Consider the following 23,581-nt stretch of genomic DNA (forward strand, 5'->3'; position numbering starts at 1 on the left):
CGTCGCGAGAGTGGCGGTCAAAAAAATCGGGTGAGATCATTGAATTTCTGACAACCGGTGTTGATCCGGACTCAAGAAAAAAATGGTGCGTGCCGACAAGCCGCTTATTCGTGACGACACGCACGGAAAGGGCCGTGCCGCGGATCCGCGGCGGTCGGCCGAACGGTGACGCCGGAGCCGATCGATCCGGTGGCAGGAACAGGACGGGGGAATCAATGATGGGAATTTCGCTGCGCGCTCGACCGGGAACGGACCGCGACACGGCGGGCGCGGCTGCGCCTGCCGCGCGGACCCACGGAAAACGCGCGCCGCGGCGCGCCGGCGGAGAGCCCGCGCGCGCGTGGTCGGTGCGGGCGACGCTGTACGCCGCGTTCGCGGTGGTGCTGATCGGCACGCTCGCGATCGGGCTGTTCTCGCTCTGGCAGATCAGCAAGCTCGACGATTCGATCGGCTCGGTCTACGAGCAGGGCCACGTGGCGAGCCAGGCGGCCGAGGCGGTGCGGGCGCACGTGCTGCGCGCGAGCCGCGCGCAGAAGATGCTGCTGACCGCGACCACCGCGAAGGAGCGTGACGATCTCGGCAACGACATCGAGCAGGCGCTCACCGGCATCACGACCGAGGTCACGGTGCTGCAGCGCTACACGGCGTCGAGCGGGCACGCCGCGCTCGATCCGTTCACCAAGGCGGTGGCGGGCTGGAGCGGGCACCTGCGCGATTTCGTGACGCTCATCAAGCAGCAGCCGCTCGACCTGTCGCAGATGAACTGGCAGGTCGGCACCCAGGACGTCTCGCTGCTGGTCGAGACTGGCAAGCTCGAGAAGCAGGTGGACGCGCTGGTCGCCTCGCGCGGCGAGGCCGCCAAGGCCACCCGCGACGCGTCCACCGCGCGCTTCCATGCCTCGTTCCTGATGATCGCGGCGATGACGGCCGCGCTGATCGTGGTGGCGATCGTGATCGCCACCTGGGTGGTGCGCCGGCTCGGCGTGCAGCTCGGCGGCGAGCCCGCCATGGCCAAGACCATCGCGGCCGGCATCGCGCACGGCGACCTGTCGCGCCACGTCAAGCTGTCGAAGCACGATCGCGGCAGCGTGCTGCATGCGCTCGACGAGATGCAGCGCCAGCTGGCCGGCACGGTGCGCGAGATCGCGGCCAGCGCCGAGGCGATCGCCTCGGCCTCGGGCGAAATCTCGACCGGCAACCTCGACCTGTCGCAGCGCACCGAGCAGCAGGCGGTCGCGCTCGAACGGACCTCGTCGAGCATGTCGCAGCTGACCTCCACGGTCCACCAGAACGCTGAGAACGCGCGGCAGGCCAGCGCGCTCGCGCAGAACGCGTCGGACGTGGCCGAGCAGGGCGGCTCGGTGGTCAGCCGCGTGGTGGCGACCATGAACGAGATCGACGCGAGCGCGAAGAGCATCCGCGACATCATCGGCACGATCGAGGGCATCGCGTTCCAGACCAACATCCTCGCGCTGAACGCGGCGGTGGAAGCGGCGCGGGCCGGCGAGAACGGCCGCGGCTTCTCGGTGGTGGCGAGCGAGGTGCGTTCGCTCGCGCAGCGCTCGGCGACGGCCGCCAAGGAGATCCGCCAGCTGATCGGCGCCTCGGTCGAGCGCGTCGCCAACGGCGCGCAGCTCGCGACCGACGCCGGTCACACGATGGAGGAAGTGGTGCGCGCGGTACGGCGCGTGACCGACATCATCGGCGAGATCTCGGCGGCCTCGACCGAGCAGAGCGCCGGGATCGACGAGATCGGCCGCGCGGTCGAGCAGATGGACGCGGGTACCCAGCAGAACGCGGCGCTGGTCGAACAGGCCGCCGCCGCGGCGCGCTCGCTCGACGAGCAGGCGCAGGCGCTGAAGGCGCTGGTCGGGCACTTCCGGCTCGCCGCCTGAGCCATCGGCGCGCCGCCGCGCGCCACCTTGCGTCGCCGCTCCGGCGGCGACCGACCGGACGGATGCCGGGCGCCGTGACGCGGCGCCGGTCCGTCCGGTTTTTCATTGTGCTTTCCCTCGGATGAAATCGCGCGCGGTCCGGCTGCCCGCCGCCGCACGGATGTGAAACGGCCCGCGATGCGCAACGCATCGCGGGCCGCATGATCGTCGGCGCCGGCGGGGCCGGCCGCCGTTTCAGCGCTTGGCCGGCGCGGTGGACGAGGTTGCGGCGGTGGCCGAAGCCGTCGGCGCGGCGGATGCAGCCGAAGCATCCGCCGTGACCGGCACCACCGGCTTGTGCTCGTCGACGATCACCGTGCAGGTCGTGCCGGCCGACAACACCACGCCGTCGGGCACCTGGTCGATATGGATGCGCACCGGCACGCGCTGCGCGAGCCGCACCCAGTTGAAGGTCGGGTTCACGTCGGCCACCAGGTCGCGGCTCTGCGGGTTGTCGCGGTCGTAGATGCCGCGCGAGATGCTGTCGACATGGCCCTTCAGCACGCCGCCGCTCATCAGCCGCATCTCGGCCTGCGCGCCGATCCGCACGCGCGGCAGCTTGGTTTCCTCGAAGTAGCCGTAGACCCAGAACGAGTGGCTGTCGATGATCGCGAGCTTGGCGTTGCCGGCCGTCGCGTAGTCGCCGCGGAACACGTTCAGGTTCGTGATGTAGCCGTCCACCGGCGCCACCACGCGGGTGCGGGCGAGGTTCAGCTGCGCGGCGTCGAGCGCGGCGAGCGCCTGCTGGTACTGCGCGGCGGCGCCCGAGGCCGACTGCGCCGCGTTCTCGCGGTTTTCCTTCGACACCACGGCGGCGTCGAGATCGGCGCGGCGCGCGGCGTCGGCGCGGCGCATCTGCAGCTCGGCGGCGCGCGCGGCGACGGCGGCCCTGGCCTGCTCGACGGCGATCGCATAGTGCGACGGGTCGATCTGCATGACCAGGTCGCCCTTGCGGACGAACTGGTTGTCGCGCACCGGCAGCTCGACCACGGCGCCCGACACGTCGGGCGCGACGTTGACGATGTCGGCGCGCACGCGGCCGTCGCGGGTCCATGGCTCGTCCATGTAATGGACCCACAGTCGCTGGCCGATCAGGATCGCGATCACGAGGATGACGGCTGTCGCGACGAAGCCGATGAGTTTTCTCAGTAGCATGGTTCGGTTCTTTTCAACGATAGACGGCGAGGCTCAGGCCGCCGCAGATACAGACGAGCAGGCTGGCACGGAACAGCGACGGATGCCAGACCACGCGATACAGGCCGGTGAACGACAGCAGCCGGTCGACGATCCAGGTGAGGATCGCGCCGACGATGAACATCAGCACGATGGTCGGCATGTACGCGTCGAGGACGGCGATTTCACGCGGCATCATGATTGGACTCCCGGGTTGAGCGGCGCGCCCGCGTGGCCGTCGAGCGCCGCCAGCGGCGATTCGCGGTCGAGCAGCGCGGTGCGCACGAAATGCAGGTGACGGAGGACGCGCTCCAGGCGGTGGCGGTCCTCGGCGGGCGGCGCGAACGCGTCGATGGCCTGGCGGGTCGCGGCGATCGCGTCGACGTTGGCGGCCAGCGCGGCGTCGAAGCGCGTCGGCGTGGGCTTCGCGAACAGCGCGGTAATCGTCTTGCGGGTGCGGTGGACGGCGACGCGCCACGGCATGCTGGCCGCGTAGCGCGGGTCGCGCGGCAGCCCGGCGAGCTCGTGGCGCAGGTCGATGATCGCGTTGCCGACTTCGAGCACCGCGAACATCCAGCGCAGCGCCTCGCGCTGCACGCCCGGCTGGTCGGCCGACAGCGTGTGGGCCTGATACATCAGGTCGCGCGTGCCGCTTTCGAAGCGCGCGCGCAGGCTGCCGCCCAGCCGCCCGCGGCAGGCCAGCACCACCTGGCGGCGCAGGTCGGCGAACAGCCGGCGCTTGAGCCACGGCGCCGTGGGCGGGATCAGCACCGCGAACGCCACCGCCGACACCAGCATCGACAGCAGGATCGCCAGGCCGTTGTTGAGGAACTCGGTGGGCGCGTACTGCGTGATGTTGTCGGGACCGGCCAGGAAGCTGAAGAAGATCAGGTAGCCCATCCCGTGCGCGCCCGTCTTCGGCCGCGTGGTCAGCCAGAGGCCGATCGACAGCAGCGGCGTGAGCGCCACGCACAGCATCGGGAAGCCGTCGATGCGCGGATAGATGCCGAACATCAGCAGCATGCCCATCAGCACGCCGAGCGTCGCGCCCAGGCCCATCTGGATCGACATCGCGCTCGGCCGCGGCGAGGTCGACACCAGCGCGCAGGTGGCCGCCGCGTTCAGCACCAGCATCACGCCGCTCGGCCAGGCGCTGGCGATCCAGAACCAGCCGAGGATCAGGATCACGGTCGCGGTGCGGATGCCGGCGATCAGCGAGGCGGTCAGGTTGGTCTTCGGCTCGAAGTGCTCGATCCAGCGCTCGCGCTCGTGCGTTTCGCTCGCGAGCGAGCCGTAGGTGGCGGCGTAGTCGTGCAGGTCCGAGACGAAGCGGTAGAGCAGCTCGGCGGCCGTGTCGAAATCGAGCAGCGGGAAATCGGGCTGCGTTTCCAGCTGCGCGCGCGTCGCGCGGATCCGCGCCGGCAGCGCGTCGCGATAGGCGAGCAGCGGGCCGGCCACGCGCGCGGCCTCGGCGGCGGTGCGCACCGGTTCGCCGGCCGGTTCGAGCAGCGGCGCGATCTCGTGGTAGTACGGCTCCAGCGCGATCACGGCGGCCGCGTCGTGCGAGGCGCGCAGGCGGTTCATCAGCTGGTGCAGCGCGTGGAAGCGGCTCGACGCCATCATGAACTCGCTGTTCAGGCGCGAGAGCCGGCCGTTGCGCTGGCGCAACTCGTGGTTCTCGAACACGGCCATGCTGCGCGCCGCCTCGAAGCCGATCACGTCGGCCACGAAGCCGGTATGCACGCTCTCGATGTGCGAGCGCTCGATCTTGCCCGACAGCACGGCGGCGACGTAATCGACGAACGAGGCGAAGCGCCGGCGCAGCGTGGTGCGCATCTGCTTGCCCGTGTAGCGCGGGAACACCAGCGCGCTGACGAGGCCGGCCGACAGGATCCCCACCACGATCTCGGCCACCCGCGTGAGCGCGCTCATGAACGCCGTGTCGGGCTGCTGCGAGGCGGGCAGGCCGATCAGCGCGGCGGTGTAGCCGGCCAGCAGGAAGCCGTAGCTGCGGAAGTTGCGGTTGCGCGTGGCGCCGGCGTTGCAGACCGCGATCCACAGCGCCAGCGCGACCAGGAACAGCACCGGCTGCTGCGGGAACAGGCCGACCAGCGTCAGCGTCGCCGTGAGGCCGACCAGCGTGCCCAGCAGCCGGTAGAAACTCTTGGCGAGCACCGCGCCGCTTTGCGGCTGCATCACGATGAAGACGGTGGTCATGGCCGTCTTCGGTGCCGGCAGGTCGAGCACCATCGACACGCCGAGCGCGATGAAGGCCGCCGTGAGCGCCTTGGCGACGTAGAGCCACGCGTTGCCGTCGGTGCGCGCCCAGTCGGCGACGGCCGAGCCCAGCACCGCGAGGCGCGAGCGGTCGGGCGGCGGCGCGGCGTGGCGGGATGACGAGGGAGCGGACATCGCGGGTCTCCGTCAGTGGGTGGCCGGCACGGTGGCGCGGGCGGGGGCGGCGGTTGCCGGGGCGGCCGAAACCGCCGGAACCGCTGACGAGGCGGCGCGGCCCGCTTCGCTGGTGGCGGGGCGTGCGTGTCGGCCGGCCGCTTTCGGCGCGGCCGGCCGCGATGCCGCGGGGGCGCTCGCCGCGACGGGGGCCGCCGAAGCCGCGGCGGTGGTCGGCGCCGCAGCGGCGGCAGCGGACGAAGCGGCCGCCGGCGCCACGGCCTGCGCCGGCGCGTCGTCGGGCGTTTCGAGCCCGCCGCCGAGCGCGGCCATCAGCGACGCATGCGCGGCGAGCCGTTCGGCCTCGATGCGCGTGCGGTTCTCCTGCGCGCGCAGCAGCTGCGATTGCGCGACCAGCACGTTCACGTAGTCGGTCAGCCCGCGCTTGAAGCCCTGGTGCGAGAGATCGAAGGTACGGTGCGTGAGCGACACCGAGCGGGCCGCGTCCTCGCGCTGCGTATCGAGCGAGCGGATCCGCACGACGTCGTCGGCGATGTCCTTCAGCGCCGAGACCAGCGTCTGGTTGTAGTGGTCGACGGCTTCGTCGTAGCCGGCCGAGGCGGCGCCCAGTTGCGCGCGCAGCCGCCCGCCCTCGAAGATCGGCAGCGTCAGCGCGGGGCCGGCCGACCAGCCGCCGTTCATCGAGCGCAGGAAGCCGGCGAACGCGGAGCCGACGCCGAAGCCGCCCAGCGAGGCGAGCAGGTCGACGTTCGGATAGAACTGCGCCTTCGCCACGTCGATCCCGCGCGCCTGCGCGTCGACCAGCCAGCGCGCGGCCACCACGTCGGGGCGCCGGCCGATCAGCTCGGCCGGCAGCGCCGAGGGCAGGCCCGCCGGCGCCGTCAGCGACAGCGTCGGGCGCGTCAGCGCATCGCCCGCGCCGGGGCCCTTGCCGGCCAGCGCGGCCAACTGGTGGCGGCCCAGCTGCACGGCCTCCTCGATGCTGTCGATCTGCCGCGAGTAGTCGGGCAGCGGCGCCTCGGCCTGGCTGACCTCGAGCTGGGTGCCGATGCCGGCGCGCAGGCGCTTGCGGGCGAGTTCGAGCAACTCGTTCTGGCGGTCGTAGGCCTGGTGGGCGATGTCGAGCAGCGCGAAGTTCTTCGCCAGCTCGATGTAGGCGCGCGTGACGTTGACCTCGAGTTCGAGCCGCGCGGCGCGCGCGTCGGCGGCCTGGGCCCGCGCCGCGTCGAGCGCGCGTTCGGCGTTGTGCTTGTCCTTGCCCCACAGGTCGAGGTGATAGGACAGGTTCAGCGTGCCGCTGTTGTTCCAGGTGTTGCTGTTGGCGAGCGTGCCCGGCCCGTAGAAATAGTCGTCGGGCCAGTGCTTGCGCTGCAGCGAGAGCTCGCCGTCGAGCTGCGGCAGCTCGTCGGCGTGCGCGATGTTCGCCACCGCCTGCGCCTGGCGCACGCGCGCCTGCGCGGCAGCCAGCGACGGATTGCCCGCTTGTGCGCTCGCAATCCATGCGTCAAGTTGCGGGTCGCCGTAGGCGCGCCACCAGTCGGCGTCCGGCCAGCCCGCGTCGTGGTTCGCAGCGCGGATGGCGGCTCCCGCATCGAGTGCGGACGCCTCGACTTTCGACGCCTGCGGCTCAACATGACCCATGCTCGCGCATCCAGCCATTGTTAATAACATTGCAAGAACCGTCAGTGCGAGTGTCCCTTTTGTCGCCCGAGACTGCACGATTTTCTCCCATTCGGATAAAGATGACCCGGACATGATTATATTTTTCCGTTTATTCCCGAATAAGCCCGTAAGGGTGCAAGGCATTTTTACGTTTTCTGAGACAATATTGCTGCTGCTCTGTGCAACAATCTGCTCGCATTAAAGGGGGAATCGGTATGGATACGCTTCAGAACATGCGTGTGTTCGTGCGCGTGGTCGATGCGGGCAGCTTCACCGCGGCCGCTCAACAGCTGAATTCGACCACCGCCTACGCCTCGCGCGCGGTGTCGGATCTGGAGGCGCACCTGCGCACTCGTCTGCTGAATCGCACCACGCGCCGGATCGCGCTGACCGAGGCCGGCGAGCGCTACCTGCAGCGCTGCGAGCAGATCCTCGCCTACGTCGATCAGGCCGAAGCGGAGGCGGGCGATGCGCACGCGCGTCCGTCGGGCAAGCTGCGGGTCCACAGCATGACGAGCCTTGGCCAACATTATGCAGTACCAATGATTGCGCGCTACAGGCAGCGTTATCCCGAGGTGCAGGTGGACCTGACGCTCGCGCAGCGGCTGCCCGACCTGCTCGACGAGGGCTTCGACGTGTCGGTGGTGGTCGATCGCCACCTGCCCGATTCCGGGCTGGTCTCGCAGCGCCTCGGCGAAACCTTCAGCGTCGCCTGCGCGTCGGCCGACTATCTCGAGCGCCACGGCGTGCCGCAGCGGCCCCAGGACCTCGATTCACACGCCTGCCTCGGCATGGTGGCGCCGGGCTTCGTCTGGGACGAGTGGACGCTCGTCGGGCCGGCCGGCGAGGAGCACTTTCCCGTCACCCAGCCGTCGTTTCGCGTCAACGTGGCCGAGGCGCTGTCGGCGGCGATCCGCGAGGGCATGGGGGTGGGCGTGCTGCCGCTCTACACGGCGATCGCCGGCCTGCGCGCCGGCGACTTCGTGCGCGTGATGCCCGAATATCGCTCGCACGTCATGAACATCTACGCGCTGTATCCGTCGCGTCAATATCTCGACGCGAAGATCCGCACCTGGGTCGACTTCATGCGCGAGTCGCTGCCGGCCACCATCGAGGCCGACATCGAGACGCTGCAGCGCTACACGCGCGTGACCTGAACGGGAGCGGCGGCGGGCGACCGGCGGCGGGCGACCGGCTGCGGGGCAGACGGTGGGGCAGACGGCGGGGCCGCGCGTCTGACGTTTCTTTTCAGTTCGGCAACACTTTTTTACGCTCGAAACACGCATGGTTTGCTACTGTTGAGTCATTGCACTGACGGACTGACGGAGAAAAACGATGAGCGCGCACTGGGTGATGCTGGGTCTTGCGGCCGTGGTCGGCCTGATGGGTGTGATGGGTGCGCGCGATCTGCTGCGCGGCGGCCTGCAGCAGCGGCCGGTGCCGGTGCGGGTCCGCCAGCCGGTGCGGCGTTCGCCGCGCGACTGAGGCGCGGCGGGCGATCCGGGTCGCCACCACGCGGCGGGTTGGCCGGCTTCGGCCGGTGCCGCCGCATCGCGAGCCTTTCGACGGGCGTGCTTGAAGCACGCCCGTTGCCGTTTACCGCCGCGGTTTCAGGATGGCCGCCTGCCGGTTGGTGCCGCTGTGCAACGGCAGGCGGATTCAGAGCGTGACGACCTTGTCCCAGGCGAACTCGGGGTTTTCCCACTCACCGGTGCGGCGGCGCAGGTAGCCGCGCGGGTTGCAGACCATGCGCGTGCCGCTCGCCGCCACGTAGTCGAACGAGGTGTGGGTGTGGCCGTGGACCCACAACGCGACGGGCGGCGCCACCAGCGCATCCAGCTCGCTGACGAAGCCGGCCGAGACGATTTCGTCGGCATAGCGCGGCGCGAGGCTCGCGCGGTGCGGCGCATGGTGCGTGACGACGATCGTCGCGCCGGCCCACGGCTTCGCCAGCTCGGTCTCGAGCCAGGCGCAGGCGGTGCGGTGCAGCGCGAGCGTGTCGGCCGGCGTCAGCGCGCGCGAGGCGCCGGGCGCGCCGGCGGCGGCCCAGTCCACCTGGATCGCCCCGTTGAAATCGAACATCGCCCGCGCGCAGGCCGTCATGGCCTGGTCGCGCGCGGCCGGGTCCGCGCCGAACAGCGCGAAATCGGTCCAGAGCGTGGTGCCGAGCACGCGAAAGCGCCCGGCCGGGTCTTCATAGACGTCGCGGTTCAGGTAATGGACGCCGTCGAGCGCGCGGGCGGCGTCGCGCATCCCCGCCTCGAGCGCGCCGAACGCGCCGTCGTAATACTCGTGATTGCCCGGCACGTAGACCACCGGCACCTCGGCATCGAAGCTCTCGGCGGCCCAGCGCAGGCCCTCGGCGTGGTTGTGGATGTCGCCGGCCAGCACCACCAGGTCGGCCGGCGCGCCGGGAATCGCCTCGGGCCGGTTGCCTTCGAGGTGCAGGTCGGACAGTACGCGCACGCGGATCGGCATGGCGGTGTCTCGCGCGCGGCTCAGCGCAGCACCTTGCCGGGATTCATCAGGCCGAGCGGATCGAACGCCTGCTTGAGCGTCTTCATCAGCCCGACCTCGACCGGCGACTTGTAGCGCTGCGCGTCGTCGATCTTGAGCTGGCCGATGCCGTGCTCGGCGCTGATCGTGCCGTGGTGGCGCTGCACGTTGTCGTACACCACGCGGTTGATTGGTGCCTGGAATTCGGCGAGGAACGCCTTCGGGTCGCCGCCCTCGGGCGTCTGCACGTTGTAGTGCAGGTTGCCGTCGCCGAGGTGGCCGAACGTGACCATCCGCGCGCCGGGGGCGACCTGCTGGATCGCCGTGTCGGTTTCGTCGATGAAGCGCGCGATCGACGAGATCGGCACCGCGATGTCGTGCTTGATGTTGAGCCCCTCGTCGGCCTGCGCGAGCGGGATGTGCTCGCGCAGGTCCCAGAACGCGCGCGACTGCGCGAGATTCCCGGCCACCACGGCGTCGGTCACGAGCCCGGCGTCGAACGCCTCGGCCATCATCGCCTCGAACAGCGTGCGCGCATGTTCCTCGCTTTCGTTGTCGGACAGTTCGAGCAGCACCGTCTGCGCGTGGGTGCCCGTGAACGGGTAGCGCAGCTGCGGATAGTGCTTGCCGACGAGCCGCATGCAGAAGTCCGACATCAGCTCGAAGCCGGTCAGCAGCGGGCCGGCCGCGCGTTGCGCGAGCGCCAGGAAATCGAGCGCGGCATGCGCCGATTCGAGCGCGGCCAGCGCGGTCACCTGCGCGGCCGGGCGTGGATGCAGCTTCATCACGGCCGCCGTGATGATGCCGAGCGTGCCCTCGGCGCCGATGTAGAGATCGCGCAGGTCGTAGCCGGTGTTGTCCTTGCGCAGCCCACGCAGGCCGTTCCAGATCTCGCCCTGCGGCGTTACCACTTCCAGGCCGAGGCAGAGCTCGCGCGTGTTGCCGTAGCGCAGCACCGCGGTGCCGCCCGCGTTGGTCGAGAGGTTGCCGCCGATCGTGCAGCTGCCCTCGGCCGCGAGGCTCAGCGCGAACAGCCGGCCGGCGTCCTGCGCGCGCGCCTGGATCTCGGCCAGGATCACGCCGGCCTCGACGGTGATCGTGTTGTTGTGCGCGTCCAGCTCGCGCACGCGGTTCAGGCGCCCGAGGCTCAGCACGGCCTGCGTGCCGCTCGCGTCGGGCGTCGCGCCGCCGGCCAGGCCGGTGTTGCCGCCCTGCGGCACCAGCGCGACGCGATGCTCGACCGCCAGCCTGACCAGCGCCGCGACCTCGTCCGTCGAGCCGGGGCGCAGCACCGCGCCGGTCGCGCCGTGGTAGCGCTTGCGCCAGTCGGTGACGAACGGCGCCGTGTCGTGCGGGTCGGTCAGGACGTGCTCGGCGCCGATCGCGGCGCGGCAGGCATCGAGGAAAGCGGAAGAAGGGCTCATCGCGAAGGTCTCGAAGTCAGTCAGGAAGGGCGGCGCGGCGCGCGCTTGCCACGCCGCGCCTCGGCCGGTTTGCCGTGCCGCGGCGCCGCCGGCTCCGTGACGGAGCGGCCGGCGCGCGCGGCGCGGGGAGAGGGGGCGGGCGCGGCCTCGGCCTCGGCCATCCGGCCGGCGGCCTTCGCCTGCCGCGCCGCGCGCTTGAACGGCGCGACGCCGGCGAGCGCGGCGGCGAAGAAGCCGAGCGCGAGCAGGCATTCGAGCCAGCCGAGCCGGGCCGACAGCCCGCCGTCGGTCATGCCGCGCACGACACCCTCGGCGAAGTAGAGCAGGATCAGCATCGACGCCCATTGCAGCGTGTAGACGCTGCGCCGCCAGACGCCCGGCACCATCAGCGCGAGCGGCACCGCCTTCAGCATCAGCGCCGAGCCGCCCGGGCGCAGCGGCGCGAGCCACAGCTCCCAGGCGAGCGACAGCGCGATCAGCGCGACCAGGCAGCCGAGCGCGAGCCGTGCATAACTGGCGCGGGCGGCGGCCGGCGCGTTCATAGCGGAGCGGCCAGCCGCAGCGCGGCCTGCGCGAGCCGGGTGCCGAGCGCGCTGGCGAGCGTGCGCTCGTCGGCGGACAGCAGGCCCGCGCGCGCGGCGCCGTGGCCGCTGCGCGCATGATGCGAGGCGCCGTAGGGCGTGCCGCCGCCGTCGGTGGTGGTCAGCGCGCTTTCGGTGTACGGGATCCCGACGATCAGCATGCCGTGATGCATGAGCGGCAGCATCATCGACAGCAGCGTCGATTCCTGCCCGCCGTGCAGGCTGCCGGTGGACGTGAACACGGCGCCGGGCTTGCCGCCGAGCGCGCCGGCGAGCCACTGCGCGGTGGTGCCGTCGAGGAAATACTTGAGCGGCGCGGCCATGTTGCCGAAGCGCGTCGGCGAGCCGAGCGCGAGGCCCGCGCATTCCTCGAGATCGCGCGGCTCGGCGTAGGGCGGGCCGTCGGACGGAATCTCGGGCGCGCTGGCCTCGCAGACGGTGGAGACGGGCGGCACCGTGCGGATGCGCGCCTGCGCGCCGGGCACGGCGTCGATGCCGGCCGCGATCGCGAGCGCGAGTTCGCGCGTCGCGCCGTGGCGGCTGTAATAGAGCACCAGGATGTCTTTCATAGGCTTCTAGAGTGAGCGGCTATTATAGGGGGTGCGACCGTCGCGACACGCGGCGGCGCGCGTGTTGCCTGAAGGAGAAAGCCGTTGCCGAAGCTGAGCGTCGACCTCGACACCATCAAACGCCTTGCCCGTTTCGCCGCCCGGCGCGGCGCGGAGGATCGCATCCCGCAGGTGGCGGGCAGCCTGACCTTCACGACGATCCTCGCGCTGGTGCCGCTCGTCACCGTCGCGTTCGCGCTGTTCACCGCGTTCCCGATCTTCTCTTCGTTCCAGGCGTCGCTGCAGAGTTTCCTCGCCGACCACCTGATGCCGGCGCAGATCAACAACCAGATTTTCAAGTACCTGAACCAGTTCTCGTCGAAGGCCAAGGGGCTGACCACGGCCGGCCTGATCGTGCTCGTCGTGACCGCGGTGATGACGATGATGACGGTCGAGTCGGCGTTCAACGTGATCTGGCGCGTGCGCAAGCCGCGGCCGTTCGCGCAGCGCGTGCTGGCCTACTGGGCGATCATCACGCTCGGGCCGCTGCTGTTCGGCGTGAGCCTGTCGATCTCGTCGTACCTGTTCACCAAGTCGCTCGCGTTCGCCGGCGCGCCGGCCACGCCGTCGTCGTTCGAGTGGCTGCTCACGGCCGCCTCGCTGCCGTTGACGGTGGTCGCCTTCACGCTGCTCTACGTCTACCTGCCGAACTGCACGGTGGCCTGGCGCGACGCGGTGGTGGGCGGCGTGTGCGCGGCGCTCGCGTTCGAGCTGGCCAAGCGCGGCTTCGGCTACTACGTGCGGCGCATTCCGACCTACACGGCCGTGTACGGCGCGTTCGCGGCGGTGCCGCTGTTCCTGGTGTGGGTCTACCTGAGCTGGCTGATCGCGCTGGCGGGCGCGATGGTCGCCTCGGCGCTGCCGGCGATCCGGATCGGCCAGTTCCACCGGGTGGGCTATCCCGGCAGCGACCTGCTCGACGCGCTGGCGCTGCTCGCGCGGCTCGCCGAGGCGCGCGACGTCGGGCGCCCGGGCCATTCGGCGGCGCGGCTCGCGGTGATGGTGCGCTGCGGCATGGAAACCGCGCAGCGGCTGCTGTCGGCGATGGAGGACCGCGAATGGATCGCGCGGCTCGAGAGCGGCGGTAGCGGCCCGCAGCGCTATATCCTGCTGGCGAGCCCGGAGCGCGTGACGCTCGGGCAGCTGTTCGACGCGTTCGTGGTCGATCGCGACGAGCTGATGTACCAGATCCAGCGCGGGCGTACCGTGCTCGACGGCGAGCGGCTGGTGGCCGCGCTGACGGGCGAGGGGCTCGGCGTGACGCTCGCCGAACTGCTCGTGAACCGCGCGGGGCTGGTGATCGAGGACGACGAGGAGGCATCGGCGGCCGCGCTGCCGCCGCGGACGGCCTGAGCGGCGCGGCGAGGGCCGAGCGTCATGCCGGCGGTTCCGTCACGCCATGGACGCCGACGCCGGCAAGCCCGGCGCGAGCGGCCGCGCCCTACAGCCGGATCTTCCCCAGGCAGATGTCCTTGAACATCATCCAGTCGCCCATCAGGCTGTAGACCGGATGGCGGAACGTGGCGGGGCGGTTCTTCTCGAAGCCGAAATGGCCGACCCAGGCGAACGCGTAGCCGCACACGACGGCGGCCGGCAGCCAGCCCCAGCGGCCGGTGGCGATCGCCATCGCGAGGCAGCCGATCACGCCGAGCGAGCCGACGAAATGCAGGCGCCGCGACACCGGATGACGGTGCTCGCTCAGGTAGAACGGATAGAACTGCGAGAAGCTCGAAAACTGCTCGGTGTGCGTGGAGTCTGTCATCGCCGTCTCCCCCGGGGCCGGATGGCCGCCCTGATCAGCGTTCATTGTGCGGCGGCCCGCGCCGCGCCGCAAGCCGCGGATGCCCCGCGCGAGGCGGCCGCAGCGGCCCCGCGGGGCTTGCCCGACGGTGCCGCGCGCTTTCCTTTTGATGGGGTTTCCGATAGGATCGGAAGCCAGTTGAGTACCATCCAGTTTTGGGGGCAAGAATGCGCGTCAGCGATATTCTGAAAGTCAAGGGCAACACGCTGTTCACGGTGACGCCCGATACGCCGCTGCGCGAGGCAGTCGACGCGATGGCCGAGCACGACATCGGCTCGCTCGTCGTGATGGAGTACGGCGACCTGGTCGGGATCCTGACCTTCCGCGAGATCATCATGCGCCTGAAGGCGAACGGCGGCGCGATCGGCGACGTGCAGGTGCGCAAGGTGATGGACGATCCACTCACCTGCACGCCGGAAACCGACGTGAACGAAGTGCGCCGCATGATGCTCGAGCGTCACGCGCGCTACATGCCGGTGCTGGAGAAGCGCGTGCTGATGGGCGTGATTTCGTTCTACGACGTCGCGAAGACGGTGGTCGAGGCGCAGAGCTTCGAGAACCGCATGCTGAAGGCCTACATCCGCGACTGGCCGCCCGAGCCGGACGGCGAAGTCCACCACCAGCCCGTCGCCAACTGACGCCACCGCCCGGTTCCACGGGCGGTTTGCTTTCCGGGGGCGCGTCACGGGCCGCCCACCTTGCCACGGCCGGACCGCGAACGCGCGCCGGCCGTTTTCGATCCGACACTGATCGCGCGGGCGGCGCCGCTGCCGCGCGCGCCGAGCGCATGAGCGATTCCACGACCACTCCGACTTCCCGCCGTGCCGCGCGCCGCGCGCATGCCTCGCAGTTCGACCTGCTCGGTCAGCGCCGCTTCGCGCCGTTCTTCGCCACGCAGTTCCTCGGCGCGCTCAACGACAACGTGTTCAAAATCGGCTTCACCTCGCTGATCACGTTCCAGACCGCGAAGTTCAGCGGCGTCGACGCGAAGACGGCCGCGTTCCTGATCTCGGCCGTGTTCATTCTGCCGTTCATGCTGTTCTCGGCCACCTCCGGCCAGATCGCCGACAAGTACGACAAGGCGCGGCTCACGCGCTTCGTGAAGAGCTTCGAGATCGCGCTGATGCTGGTGGGCGCGGCCGGCTTCGTCACGCACGCCGCGTCGCTGCTCTATCTCTGCACGTTCATGATGGGGATGCACTCGACGCTGTTCGGCCCCGTCAAGTATTCGTACCTGCCGCAGCACCTGAACGACCACGAGCTGGTGGGCGGCAACGGGCTCGTCGAGATGGGCACGTTCGTGGCGATCCTGATCGGCACCCTCATCGGTGGCGCGGCAGCCGGCATCGACGGGCGCGGCGAACTGCTGCTCGCGGGGGCGTGCGTGGCGATCGCGCTGCTCGGCCGGCTGGTCTCGTCGGCCGTGCCCGCGACGCCGGCCCCGCAGCCCGGGCTCGTGATCAACTGGAACCCGGTGTCGGAAACCTGGCGCAACCTGAAGCTGGCCGGGCAGGACCGCACCGTGTTCCTGAGCCTGCTCGGCATCTCGTGGCTGTGGTTCGTCGGCGCGACCTTCCTCACTTCGTTCTTTTCGTTCGCGAAGGACGTGCTGTCGGCCAACCCCGACGTGGTCACGGTGCTGCTCGCGACGTTCTCGATCGGCATCGGGCTCGGTTCGATGTTCTGCGAGCGGCTGTCGCGGCGGCGCGTCGAGATCGGCCTGGTGCCGCTCGGCTCGATCGGCATCAGCGTATTCGCGATCGATCTCTACTTCGCGAGCCATGCGCTGCCCGCGCAGACGCATCTGCTCTCGGTGGGCGAGTTTCTCGCGCGCGCCGCGCACTGGCGCGTGCTGGCCGACCTGTTCCTGCTCTCGATGTTCGGCGGCCTCTACAGCGTGCCGCTCTACGCGCTGATCCAGAGCCGCAGCGCGCCCACCCACCGCGCGCGCATCATCGCCGCCAACAACATCCTCAACGCGCTGTTCATGGTGGTCTCGGCCGTGATGGCGATGGTGCTGACGAAGCTCGGCGTCGGCATCCCCGGGCTGTTCCTCGCCACGGCGCTGCTGAACGTGGTGGTGGCCACCTACATCTATTCGCTGGTGCCGGAGTTCCTGCTGCGCTTCATCGCCTGGGCGCTGGTCCATACGTTCTACCGGATCCGCCTGGTGCATGCCGAGCGGATTCCCGAAGGCACGGCGGCGCTGCTGGTCTGCAACCACGTCAGCTACGTCGACGCGCTGGTGATCGCGGCGGCGAGCCCGCGGCCGATCCGCTTCGTGATGGATCACCGTATTTTCGCGACGCCGTTCGCGCGCTGGGCGTTCCGCCATGCGAAGGCGATCCCGATCGCGCCGCGCCACGAGGATCCGCGGATGCTCGCGCGCGCCTACGACGCCTGCGAGGCCGCGCTGAAGGCGGGCGACCTGGTCTGTATCTTCCCGGAAGGCAAGCTGACGAGGACGGGCGAGGTGAGTACGTTCCACCACGGCATGAGCGAGATCCTGCGCCGCGTCCAGGTGCCGGTCGTGCCGCTGGCGCTGCGCGGGCTGTGGGGCAGCTGGCTCTCGCGCCACGACGACGCGCGCTGGCCGCGGCCGCTGCGCCGGGGCGCGATGAGCCGGCTCACGCTCGCGGTCGGCGAGCCGGTGGCGGCCTCGGCGGCCACGCCGGAGTTGCTGCAGCAGGTGGTGGCCGAGCTGCGCGGCCTGCGCAAGTAAGCGGGCCAGGCGGCGCGGCCCGCGCTGGCAATGTTGATAGCGGGTGCATAGCGTTATCCGCGACCGGCGGGGCCGCTGGCATAATGGCGTTTTCCCTGACTTTCTCTCTGGAACGGCTCCCCATGTCCGGCAATACCCTCGGAAAGCTTTTCACTGTCATGACTTTCGGCGAATCGCACGGCCCCGGGATCGGCTGCGTGATCGACGGCTGCCCGCCGGGAATGGAGCTGACGGAAGCCGACATCCAGCTCGAACTCGACCGCCGCAAGCCGGGCACGTCGCGCCACGTCACGCAGCGCCAGGAGCCCGACGCGGTCGAGATCCTGTCCGGCGTGTTCGAGGGGCGCACCACCGGCACGCCGATCGCGCTGCTGATCCGCAACACCGACCAACGCAGCAAGGACTACGGCAACATCGTCGAGACCTTCCGCCCCGGCCACGCCGACTACACCTACTGGCAGAAGTACGGCATCCGCGACTACCGCGGCGGGGGCCGTTCGTCGGCGCGGCTGACGGCGCCGATCGTCGGCGCGGGCGCGGTCGCGAAGAAGTGGCTGCGCGAGCGCTTCGGCATCGAGGTGCGCGGCTACATGAGCGCGCTCGGCGAGATCGAGGTGCCGTTCGTCGACTGGGCGCACGTGCGCGAGAACCCGTTCTTCGCGCCGAACGCCGGGATCGTGCCGCAGCTCGAGGAATACATGGACGCGCTGCGCAAGGACGGCGACTCGATCGGCGCGCGCATCGACGTGGTGGCCTCGGGCGTGCCGGTGGGCTGGGGCGAGCCGCTCTACGACCGGCTCGACGCCGACATCGCACACGCCATGATGGCGATCAACGCCGTGAAGGGCGTCGAGATCGGCGCCGGTTTCGCGAGCATCGCGCAGCGCGGTTCCGAGCACGGCGACGAGCTGACCCCGCAGGGCTTCGTCGGCAATCACGCGGGCGGCATCCTCGGCGGCATCTCGACGGGCCAGGACCTGACCGTGTCGATCGCGATCAAGCCGACCTCGAGCATCCGCACGCCGCGCCGCTCGATCACGAAGACCGGCGAGGCCGCCATCGTCGAGACGTTCGGGCGCCACGATCCGTGCGTCGGCATCCGCGCCACGCCGATCGCCGAATCGATGCTGGCGCTGGTGCTGATCGATCACGCGCTGCGCCACCGCGCGCAATGCGGCGACGTCGAGACCACCACGCCGCGGATCGCCGCGAGCGCGCCGTAACGTAAAGCGTTCGCCGCCAGGCTGGCGGCGGCGCGGGCATCACAAAAGAAAACGGGCATCGCGCCGGCGCGATGCCCGTTTTTTCATGCGGCGGCCGCCGATGCGCGGCGGCCCGGCCTCACATGTTCGGATAGTTCGGACCGCCGCCGCCTTCCGGCGTGACCCAGACGATGTTCTGGGTCGGGTCCTTGATATCGCAGGTCTTGCAGTGGACGCAGTTCTGCGCGTTGATCACGAGGCGGTCGGTGCCGTCCTCGTTCTTCGCGAATTCGTAGACGGCGGCGGGGCAGAAGCGCGCCTCCGGCCCCGCGTAGGTGTGCAGGTTCACGTTGACCGGCACGCTCGGGTCCTTCAGCGTCAGGTGGGCCGGCTGGTTCTCCTCGTGGTTGGTGTTCGAGATGAACACCGACGAGAGCCGGTCGAAGGTCAGCTTGCCGTCCGGCTTAGGATAGACGATCGGCGTGCATTGCGAGGCCGGCTTCAGCATCTCGTGATCGGCGTGCTGGTGGTGCAGCGTCCACGGCACGTTGCCGCCGAACAGCTTCTGCTCGACGCCGACCATCAGCGTGCCGAGATAGAGCCCCTTGGCCATCCACTGCTTGAAGTTGCGTGCCTTGTAGAGTTCGGTGTGCAGCCACGACTGCTTGAACGCCTCCGGATAGGCGCTGAGTTCGTCGCGCTCGCGGCCGGCCTGCACCGCCTCGAACGCGGCCTCGGCGGCCAGCATGCCGGTCTTGATCGCGGCGTGGCTGCCCTTGATGCGCGAGGCGTTCAGGAAGCCGGCGTCGTCGCCCACCAGCGCGCCGCCCGGGAACACCGTCTTCGGCAGGGACATCAGGCCGCCGGCCGTGATCGCGCGCGCGCCGTAGGACACGCGCTTGCCGCCTTCGAGGAAGCGGCGGATTTCCGGATGCGTCTTGTAGCGCTGGAATTCCTCGAACGGCGACAGGTACGGGTTCGTGTAGCCGAGCCCGAGCACGAAGCCGACCACCACCTGGTTGTTGTCGAGGTGATAGAGGAACGAACCGCCGTAGGTGTCCGAGGCGAGCGGCCAGCCGGCGGTGTGGATCACCAGGCCCGGCTTGTGCTTCGCCGGATCGATTTCCCACAGTTCCTTGATGCCGATCCCGTAGGCCTGCGGATCGCAGTTCGCGTTCAGCTGGAAGCGGTCCATCAGCTGCCGGCCGAGATGGCCGCGGCAGCCTTCGGCGAACAGCGTGTATTTCGCGTGCAGCTCCATGCCGAGCTGGAAATTCTCGGTCGGCTCGCCGTTCTTGCCGATCCCGAGATTGCCGGTGGCCACGCCCTTCACCGAGCCGTCCTCGTGATAGAGGATCTCGGCGGCCGGAAAGCCGGGGAAGATCTCGACGCCGAGCGCCTCGGCCTGCTGGCCCAGCCAGCGCGTGACGTTGCCGAGGCTCACCACGTAGTTGCCGTGGTTCTTGAAGTTGTCGGGCAGCGCCCAGTTCGGCACCGCCCGCGCGCCGGTCTCGCTCAGGAACAGGAACCGGTCCTCGCTGACCTCCACCTCGAGCGGCGCGCCTTTTTCTTTCCAGTCGGGGAACAGTTCGTTGATCGCGCGCGGGTCCATCACGGCGCCCGACAGGATGTGCGCGCCGATCTCGGAGCCTTTCTCGAGCACGCAGACGTTGATCTCGCCGCCCTTGCCGGCGGCCAGCTGCTTCAGGCGGATCGCCGCCGACAGCCCGGCCGGGCCGCCGCCGACGATCACGACGTCATATTCCATCGATTCTCGGGGGCCGTATTGCTCGATGAGGCTTGCGGGGGTCATTGGCGTTCCTCTAACCGTTAGAATGCTTTTTAATTGGGAGCGTATTGTCGGCCAAACAAAACGGTTGCCGCAACCGAATGCGCCAACATTAGCACGATCGTTCTATTTATGTGATAGGGTTCCTGTCCGGCAGCAAACGGCGTGCCGGGCCAACCGGTGAAGGAGTGGTGATGGGTCGTTCGATCAATCTGGAAGGCAAGGTGGCGATGGTGACGGGCGCCTCGAGCGGGCTCGGCCAGCGCTTCGCGCAGGTCCTGTCGGAGGCGGGCGCGAAGATCGTGCTGGCGAGCCGCCGCGTCGAGCGCCTGAAGGAGTTGCGCGCGCAGATCGAGGCTGCGGGCGGTGCCGCGCACGTGGTGGCGCTCGACGTGACGGATCCGCAGAGCATCCGCGCGGCGGTCGCGCACGCGGAGACGGAGGCCGGCACGATCGACATCCTCGTCAACAATTCAGGCGTCTCGACGATGCAGAAGCTCGTCGACGTGACGCCCGAGGATTTCTCCTATGTGTTCGACACCAACACGCGCGGCGCGTTTTTCGTCGCGCAGGAGGTGGCGAAGCGGATGATGATGCGCGGCAACGGGCACGGCAAGCCGCCGTACCGCATCATCAACATCGCCTCGGTGGCGGGGCTGCGGGTGCTGCCGCAGATCGGCCTGTATTCGATGAGCAAGGCCGCCGTGGTGCATATGACGCGCGCGATGGCCAACGAATGGGGGCGCCACGGCATCAACGTGAACGCGATCTGCCCCGGCTACATCGACACCGAGATCAATCATTACCTGTGGGAAACCGAGCAGGGCCAGAAGCTGCAGTCGATGCTGCCGCGGCGCCGGGTCGGCAAACCGCAGGACCTCGACGGCCTGCTCCTGCTGCTGGCGGCCGACGAGTCGCAGTTCGTCAACGGCTCGATCATTTCCGCCGACGACGGATTCGGGCTCGCATGAAGCGGTTGTCTGTCGGGTTGTCCGTTGGAAGAAGAGTGCGATGAGCGAGTACGTTCCCGTTTTCGAAATGTCGATGCCGATCCGCTGGGGCGACATGGACGCGTTCGGCCATGTCAACAACACGGTCTATTTCCGCTACATGGAGCAGGTGCGGATCTCCTGGTTCGAGCAGCTGGGCATCGCTGGCGGCAACGGCGAGGGCCAGGGGCCGGTGATCGTCACCGCGTCGATGGAGTTCCTCAAGCAGCTGCATTACCCGGGCGACGTGATCGCGCGCATGACGGCGGCCAGGCCGGGCCGCAGCAGCTTCGACACCGGCTTCGAGCTGAGCCGCGCCGACGATCCGAGCCAGCTCTACGCGCGCGGCGCCGCGCGCTGCGTCTGGGTCGACTATGCGCTCGGCAAGTCGGTGCCGCTGCCCGAGCTGCTGCGCGAGACGATCGAGACGGCGCTGCGCCAGCGCGTCGAGTAAGCGGGGCGGGGCGATACCTCGCTCGTCCCGCATCCCGCGCCGCCGGTCCGGTCCCGGCTGGCGCGTCGCGTCCGCGAACTTACTGGCCGAGCAGCCGCTGCATCAGTTCGGCCGTGTTGCCGGTGCCGTACTTGCGCATCAGCCGCGCGCGATAGATGTCGACGGTGCGCGAGCTGATCTCGAGCACGCGGCCGATCTGCTTGCTGGTCTTGCCGGTGGCGAGCTGCGCGGCGATCTCGCGTTCGCGCGGCGTCAGCTCCACGGCCACGCGGCGCGTCGCGCTCAAATCCTCGAAAGTCCAGATGCCGGCGGCGAGCGGCGCGGCGCGGTCGAGCGCGCGCCCCGTCACGTGACACCAGAACAGCTCGCCGTCGGCGCGTTTCATGATGCGGTCGTCCGCGTAGCTGCCCGTCATCCCCATCACCTTCGTGATCCGCTCGCCGATGCGCTGGAATTCGTCCGGCGACGGGTACAGCACGCGGTACGACTGGCCGGTCAGGTCCTCGCGGCGGCAGCGGAACATCGCCGCGAGCGCGTCGTTGCAATCCTCGATCACGCGGTCGCGCGACAGCACGAGGCCGATCGGCGCGAGGTGGAAGGCGGTCTGGTAATCGAGTTCGGGCATGAGGCGGTGTCGGGCTCCGGGCGCGCATCGTTGCGGATGGCGGTCAATGCTTATGTATTTTTGCGTATTGTGCCGCATCGGCCCGGCATCGTACCCTTTCCAGCAAATCAAAATCACGCCGCCGGGTGAGGCGCCGCGTCAGCGCGCGGTCATCCATGCGTGACTAGAATGGCGCGGACGGGTTCGCCGCGCGTCGCGAACCGGTTCGACTGGTTTCCATAGAGGAAGGGACAGAAACATGAACAAGATCTACCCAAGCGCGGCCGCCGCGCTCGAGGGCGTCGTCGCGGACGGCCAGATGTTCGCGGTCGGCGGCTTCGGCCTGTGCGGGATCCCGGAGGCGCTGATCGCGGCCCTGCGCGATTCGGGCGTCAAGGGCATCACCTGCATCAGCAACAACGCGGGCGTGGACGGCTTCGGCCTCGGCGTGCTGCTGGAAACGCGGCAGATCAGGAAGATGATCTCGTCCTACGTCGGTGAGAACAAGGAGTTCGAGCGCCAGTACCTGGCCGGCGAACTCGAGCTCGAATTCACGCCGCAGGGCACGCTGGCCGAGAAGCTGCGCGCCGGCGGCGCCGGCATCCCGGCGTTCTTCACCAACACCGGCTACGGCACCGTGATCGCCGAAGGCAAGGAAACCCGCCAGTTCGGCGACAAGCACTACGTGCTGGAGCAGTCGCTGGTGGCCGACGTCGCGCTCGTCAAGGCCTGGAAGGCCGACAAGTCGGGCAACCTGATCTACCGCCGCACTGCGCGCAACTTCAACCCGATGTGCGCGATGTCGGGCCGCGTCACGGTGGCCGAGGTCGAGGAGATCGTCGAGAACGGCGAGCTCGATCCGGACCACATTCACACGCCGGGCATCTTCGTGCAGCGCCTGGTGCTGAACGCCAACCCGGAAAAACGCATCGAACAACGCGTCGTGCGCGCGAAAGGAGACTGAGATGGCCTGGAATCGTGACCAGATGGCCGCGCGCGCGGCGCGGGAACTGCAGGACGGCTTCTACGTGAACCTCGGCATCGGGCTGCCGACGCTCGTCGCGAACCACGTGCCGGCCGGCATGGAAGTCTGGCTGCAGTCGGAGAACGGGCTGCTCGGCATCGGGCCGTCGCCGACCGAGGACGAGATCGACGCCGACCTGATCAATGCCGGCAAGCAGACCGTGACGACGCTGCCGGGCTCGTCGTTCTTCTCGTCGGCCGATTCGTTCGCGATGATCCGCGGCGGTCACATCAACCTCGCGATCCTCGGCGCGATGCAGGTCAGCAAGAGCGGCGACCTCGCGAACTGGATGATCCCGGGCAAGATGATCAAGGGCATGGGCGGCGCGATGGACCTGGTCGCCGGCGTCAAGCGTGTGGTGGTGCTGATGGAGCACGTCGCGAAGGGCGACCAGCACAAGATCCTCGACCAATGCACGCTGCCGCTCACCGGCGTGGGCGTGGTCGACATCATCGTCACCGATCTCGGCGTGATCGAGGTCACCGACGCCGGCCTCAAGCTCGTCGAGCTGGCCGACGGCGTGAGCGTCGAGGAAATCACGGCGAAGACGGGCGTGCCGCTCGACGTCAGCGCCGTCTCCTGATGTAGCCGGGGCGGCGCCCGGCGCGCACGGTCGCGCCGGCGCCGCCGCCCGGCGAAGCGGATTACAATCGATCGCGTCCGTGCGCGGGCTGTCCTGGCCCGCCGGTCCGCCGGCTCCGGGCCG

At 69.5% G+C, this 23,581-nt stretch carries 22 protein-coding genes; 11 read left to right on the top strand and 11 right to left on the bottom strand.

What is annotated here, in order from left to right; genetic code table 11:
• Positions 1–215 precede the first annotated feature (215 nt).
• The gene (locus tag BpN12_RS22530) at positions 216–1,895 is read left to right on the top strand and encodes a methyl-accepting chemotaxis protein (protein ID WP_246797655.1); all 1,680 of its coding nucleotides are present in this window, start codon (positions 216–218) and stop codon (positions 1,893–1,895) included.
• 234 nt (positions 1,896–2,129) lie between these two features.
• Here BpN12_RS22530 and BpN12_RS22535 read toward each other — a convergent pair whose 3' ends face one another.
• From BpN12_RS22535 to BpN12_RS22550, 4 genes are read right to left on the bottom strand one after another with little or no spacing between them, the layout of a single operon-like run.
• Positions 2,130–3,089, bottom strand: coding sequence for an efflux RND transporter periplasmic adaptor subunit (locus BpN12_RS22535; protein ID WP_246797656.1), 960 nt, complete (start codon positions 3,087–3,089; stop codon positions 2,130–2,132).
• Between the two features lie 13 nt (positions 3,090–3,102).
• Positions 3,103–3,306, bottom strand: coding sequence for a DUF1656 domain-containing protein (locus BpN12_RS22540; RefSeq protein WP_042624668.1), 204 nt, complete (start codon positions 3,304–3,306; stop codon positions 3,103–3,105).
• On the bottom strand, positions 3,303–5,519 hold the full coding sequence (locus tag BpN12_RS22545; RefSeq protein ID WP_246797657.1) for an FUSC family protein: 2,217 nt from the start codon (positions 5,517–5,519) through the stop codon (positions 3,303–3,305). Before BpN12_RS22545 ends, BpN12_RS22540 begins: the two co-directional genes overlap by 4 nt.
• Positions 5,520–5,531: 12 nt before the next feature.
• Positions 5,532–7,274, bottom strand: a complete 1,743-nt coding sequence (locus BpN12_RS22550) for an efflux transporter outer membrane subunit (protein WP_246797658.1) — start codon at positions 7,272–7,274, stop codon at positions 5,532–5,534.
• A gap of 122 nt (positions 7,275–7,396) precedes the next feature.
• On the opposite strand from BpN12_RS22550, the gene BpN12_RS22555 reads away from it, so the two are divergent.
• Together BpN12_RS22555 and BpN12_RS22560 are read left to right on the top strand one after the other, a co-directional pair.
• Positions 7,397–8,338 (top strand): LysR family transcriptional regulator, encoded by a 942-nt coding sequence (locus tag BpN12_RS22555; RefSeq protein ID WP_246797659.1) that lies wholly within the window; start codon positions 7,397–7,399, stop codon positions 8,336–8,338.
• A 178-nt stretch (positions 8,339–8,516) separates the two neighbouring features.
• Positions 8,517–8,666 (top strand): hypothetical protein, encoded by a 150-nt coding sequence (locus BpN12_RS22560; protein WP_246797660.1) that lies wholly within the window; start codon positions 8,517–8,519, stop codon positions 8,664–8,666.
• A gap of 174 nt (positions 8,667–8,840) precedes the next feature.
• Here the strand turns inward: BpN12_RS22560 and BpN12_RS22565 are convergent, their stop codons facing one another.
• Genes BpN12_RS22565 through wrbA form a run of 4 tightly spaced genes read right to left on the bottom strand, consistent with a single transcriptional unit; the run spans position 8,841 to position 12,251 of the window.
• Positions 8,841–9,653: a metallophosphoesterase gene (locus BpN12_RS22565; RefSeq protein WP_246797966.1), complete on the bottom strand. Its 813-nt coding sequence runs from the start codon at positions 9,651–9,653 to the stop codon at positions 8,841–8,843.
• Positions 9,654–9,679: 26 nt separating this feature from the next.
• On the bottom strand, positions 9,680–11,101 hold the full coding sequence (locus BpN12_RS22570; RefSeq protein WP_246797661.1) for an FAD-binding oxidoreductase: 1,422 nt from the start codon (positions 11,099–11,101) through the stop codon (positions 9,680–9,682).
• 20 nt (positions 11,102–11,121) lie between these two features.
• Positions 11,122–11,643 carry a DUF2069 domain-containing protein gene (locus BpN12_RS22575; RefSeq protein ID WP_246797662.1) on the bottom strand — a complete coding sequence of 174 codons (522 nt, stop codon included), beginning with the start codon at positions 11,641–11,643 and terminating at the stop codon, positions 11,122–11,124.
• Entirely contained in the window at positions 11,640–12,251 is a 612-nt protein-coding gene (gene wrbA, locus BpN12_RS22580) for an NAD(P)H:quinone oxidoreductase (RefSeq protein WP_246797663.1), read from the bottom strand. Before wrbA ends, BpN12_RS22575 begins: the two co-directional genes overlap by 4 nt.
• Positions 12,252–12,335: 84 nt before the next feature.
• On the opposite strand from wrbA, the gene BpN12_RS22585 reads away from it, so the two are divergent.
• Entirely contained in the window at positions 12,336–13,643 is a 1,308-nt protein-coding gene (locus BpN12_RS22585) for a YihY family inner membrane protein (protein WP_246797664.1), read from the top strand.
• An 88-nt stretch (positions 13,644–13,731) separates the two neighbouring features.
• Here the strand turns inward: BpN12_RS22585 and BpN12_RS22590 are convergent, their stop codons facing one another.
• Positions 13,732–14,052: an Mpo1-like protein gene (locus BpN12_RS22590; RefSeq protein WP_246797665.1), complete on the bottom strand. Its 321-nt coding sequence runs from the start codon at positions 14,050–14,052 to the stop codon at positions 13,732–13,734.
• A 206-nt stretch (positions 14,053–14,258) separates the two neighbouring features.
• Between BpN12_RS22590 and BpN12_RS22595 the strand changes: the two genes are divergently transcribed.
• The 3 genes from BpN12_RS22595 (at position 14,259) to aroC (ending at position 18,036) form a co-directional block, all read left to right on the top strand.
• Positions 14,259–14,729 carry a CBS domain-containing protein gene (locus tag BpN12_RS22595; RefSeq protein WP_246797666.1) on the top strand — a complete coding sequence of 157 codons (471 nt, stop codon included), beginning with the start codon at positions 14,259–14,261 and terminating at the stop codon, positions 14,727–14,729.
• 149 nt (positions 14,730–14,878) lie between these two features.
• Positions 14,879–16,813: an MFS transporter gene (locus tag BpN12_RS22600; RefSeq protein WP_246797667.1), complete on the top strand. Its 1,935-nt coding sequence runs from the start codon at positions 14,879–14,881 to the stop codon at positions 16,811–16,813.
• Between the two features lie 122 nt (positions 16,814–16,935).
• Positions 16,936–18,036 (top strand): chorismate synthase, encoded by a 1,101-nt coding sequence (aroC, locus tag BpN12_RS22605; RefSeq protein ID WP_246797668.1) that lies wholly within the window; start codon positions 16,936–16,938, stop codon positions 18,034–18,036.
• A gap of 118 nt (positions 18,037–18,154) precedes the next feature.
• On the opposite strand, the gene BpN12_RS22610 is transcribed toward aroC, so the two are convergent.
• Complete coding sequence (locus tag BpN12_RS22610; RefSeq protein WP_246797669.1) at positions 18,155–19,828, bottom strand: electron transfer flavoprotein-ubiquinone oxidoreductase; 1,674 nt, start codon at positions 19,826–19,828, stop codon at positions 18,155–18,157.
• A 170-nt stretch (positions 19,829–19,998) separates the two neighbouring features.
• Here BpN12_RS22610 and BpN12_RS22615 point away from each other — a divergent pair, with 170 nt between their 5' ends.
• Entirely contained in the window at positions 19,999–20,775 is a 777-nt protein-coding gene (locus BpN12_RS22615) for an SDR family oxidoreductase (protein ID WP_246797670.1), read from the top strand.
• Between the two features lie 40 nt (positions 20,776–20,815).
• Positions 20,816–21,247 carry an acyl-CoA thioesterase gene (locus tag BpN12_RS22620; protein WP_246797671.1) on the top strand — a complete coding sequence of 144 codons (432 nt, stop codon included), beginning with the start codon at positions 20,816–20,818 and terminating at the stop codon, positions 21,245–21,247.
• Between the two features lie 79 nt (positions 21,248–21,326).
• Here the strand turns inward: BpN12_RS22620 and BpN12_RS22625 are convergent, their stop codons facing one another.
• Positions 21,327–21,872 carry a PAS and helix-turn-helix domain-containing protein gene (locus tag BpN12_RS22625; RefSeq protein ID WP_042624682.1) on the bottom strand — a complete coding sequence of 182 codons (546 nt, stop codon included), beginning with the start codon at positions 21,870–21,872 and terminating at the stop codon, positions 21,327–21,329.
• A 238-nt stretch (positions 21,873–22,110) separates the two neighbouring features.
• On the opposite strand from BpN12_RS22625, the gene BpN12_RS22630 reads away from it, so the two are divergent.
• Both BpN12_RS22630 and BpN12_RS22635 read left to right on the top strand, forming a co-directional pair.
• The gene (locus BpN12_RS22630; RefSeq protein WP_246797672.1) at positions 22,111–22,815 is read left to right on the top strand and encodes a CoA transferase subunit A; all 705 of its coding nucleotides are present in this window, start codon (positions 22,111–22,113) and stop codon (positions 22,813–22,815) included.
• Between the two features lies 1 nt (position 22,816).
• Positions 22,817–23,458 carry a 3-oxoacid CoA-transferase subunit B gene (locus BpN12_RS22635; protein WP_042624684.1) on the top strand — a complete coding sequence of 214 codons (642 nt, stop codon included), beginning with the start codon at positions 22,817–22,819 and terminating at the stop codon, positions 23,456–23,458.
• Positions 23,459–23,581: the final 123 nt, after the last annotated feature.

The organism is Burkholderia perseverans, assembly GCF_022870505.1.
Classification (GTDB): Bacteria; Pseudomonadota; Gammaproteobacteria; order Burkholderiales; family Burkholderiaceae; genus Burkholderia; species Burkholderia plantarii.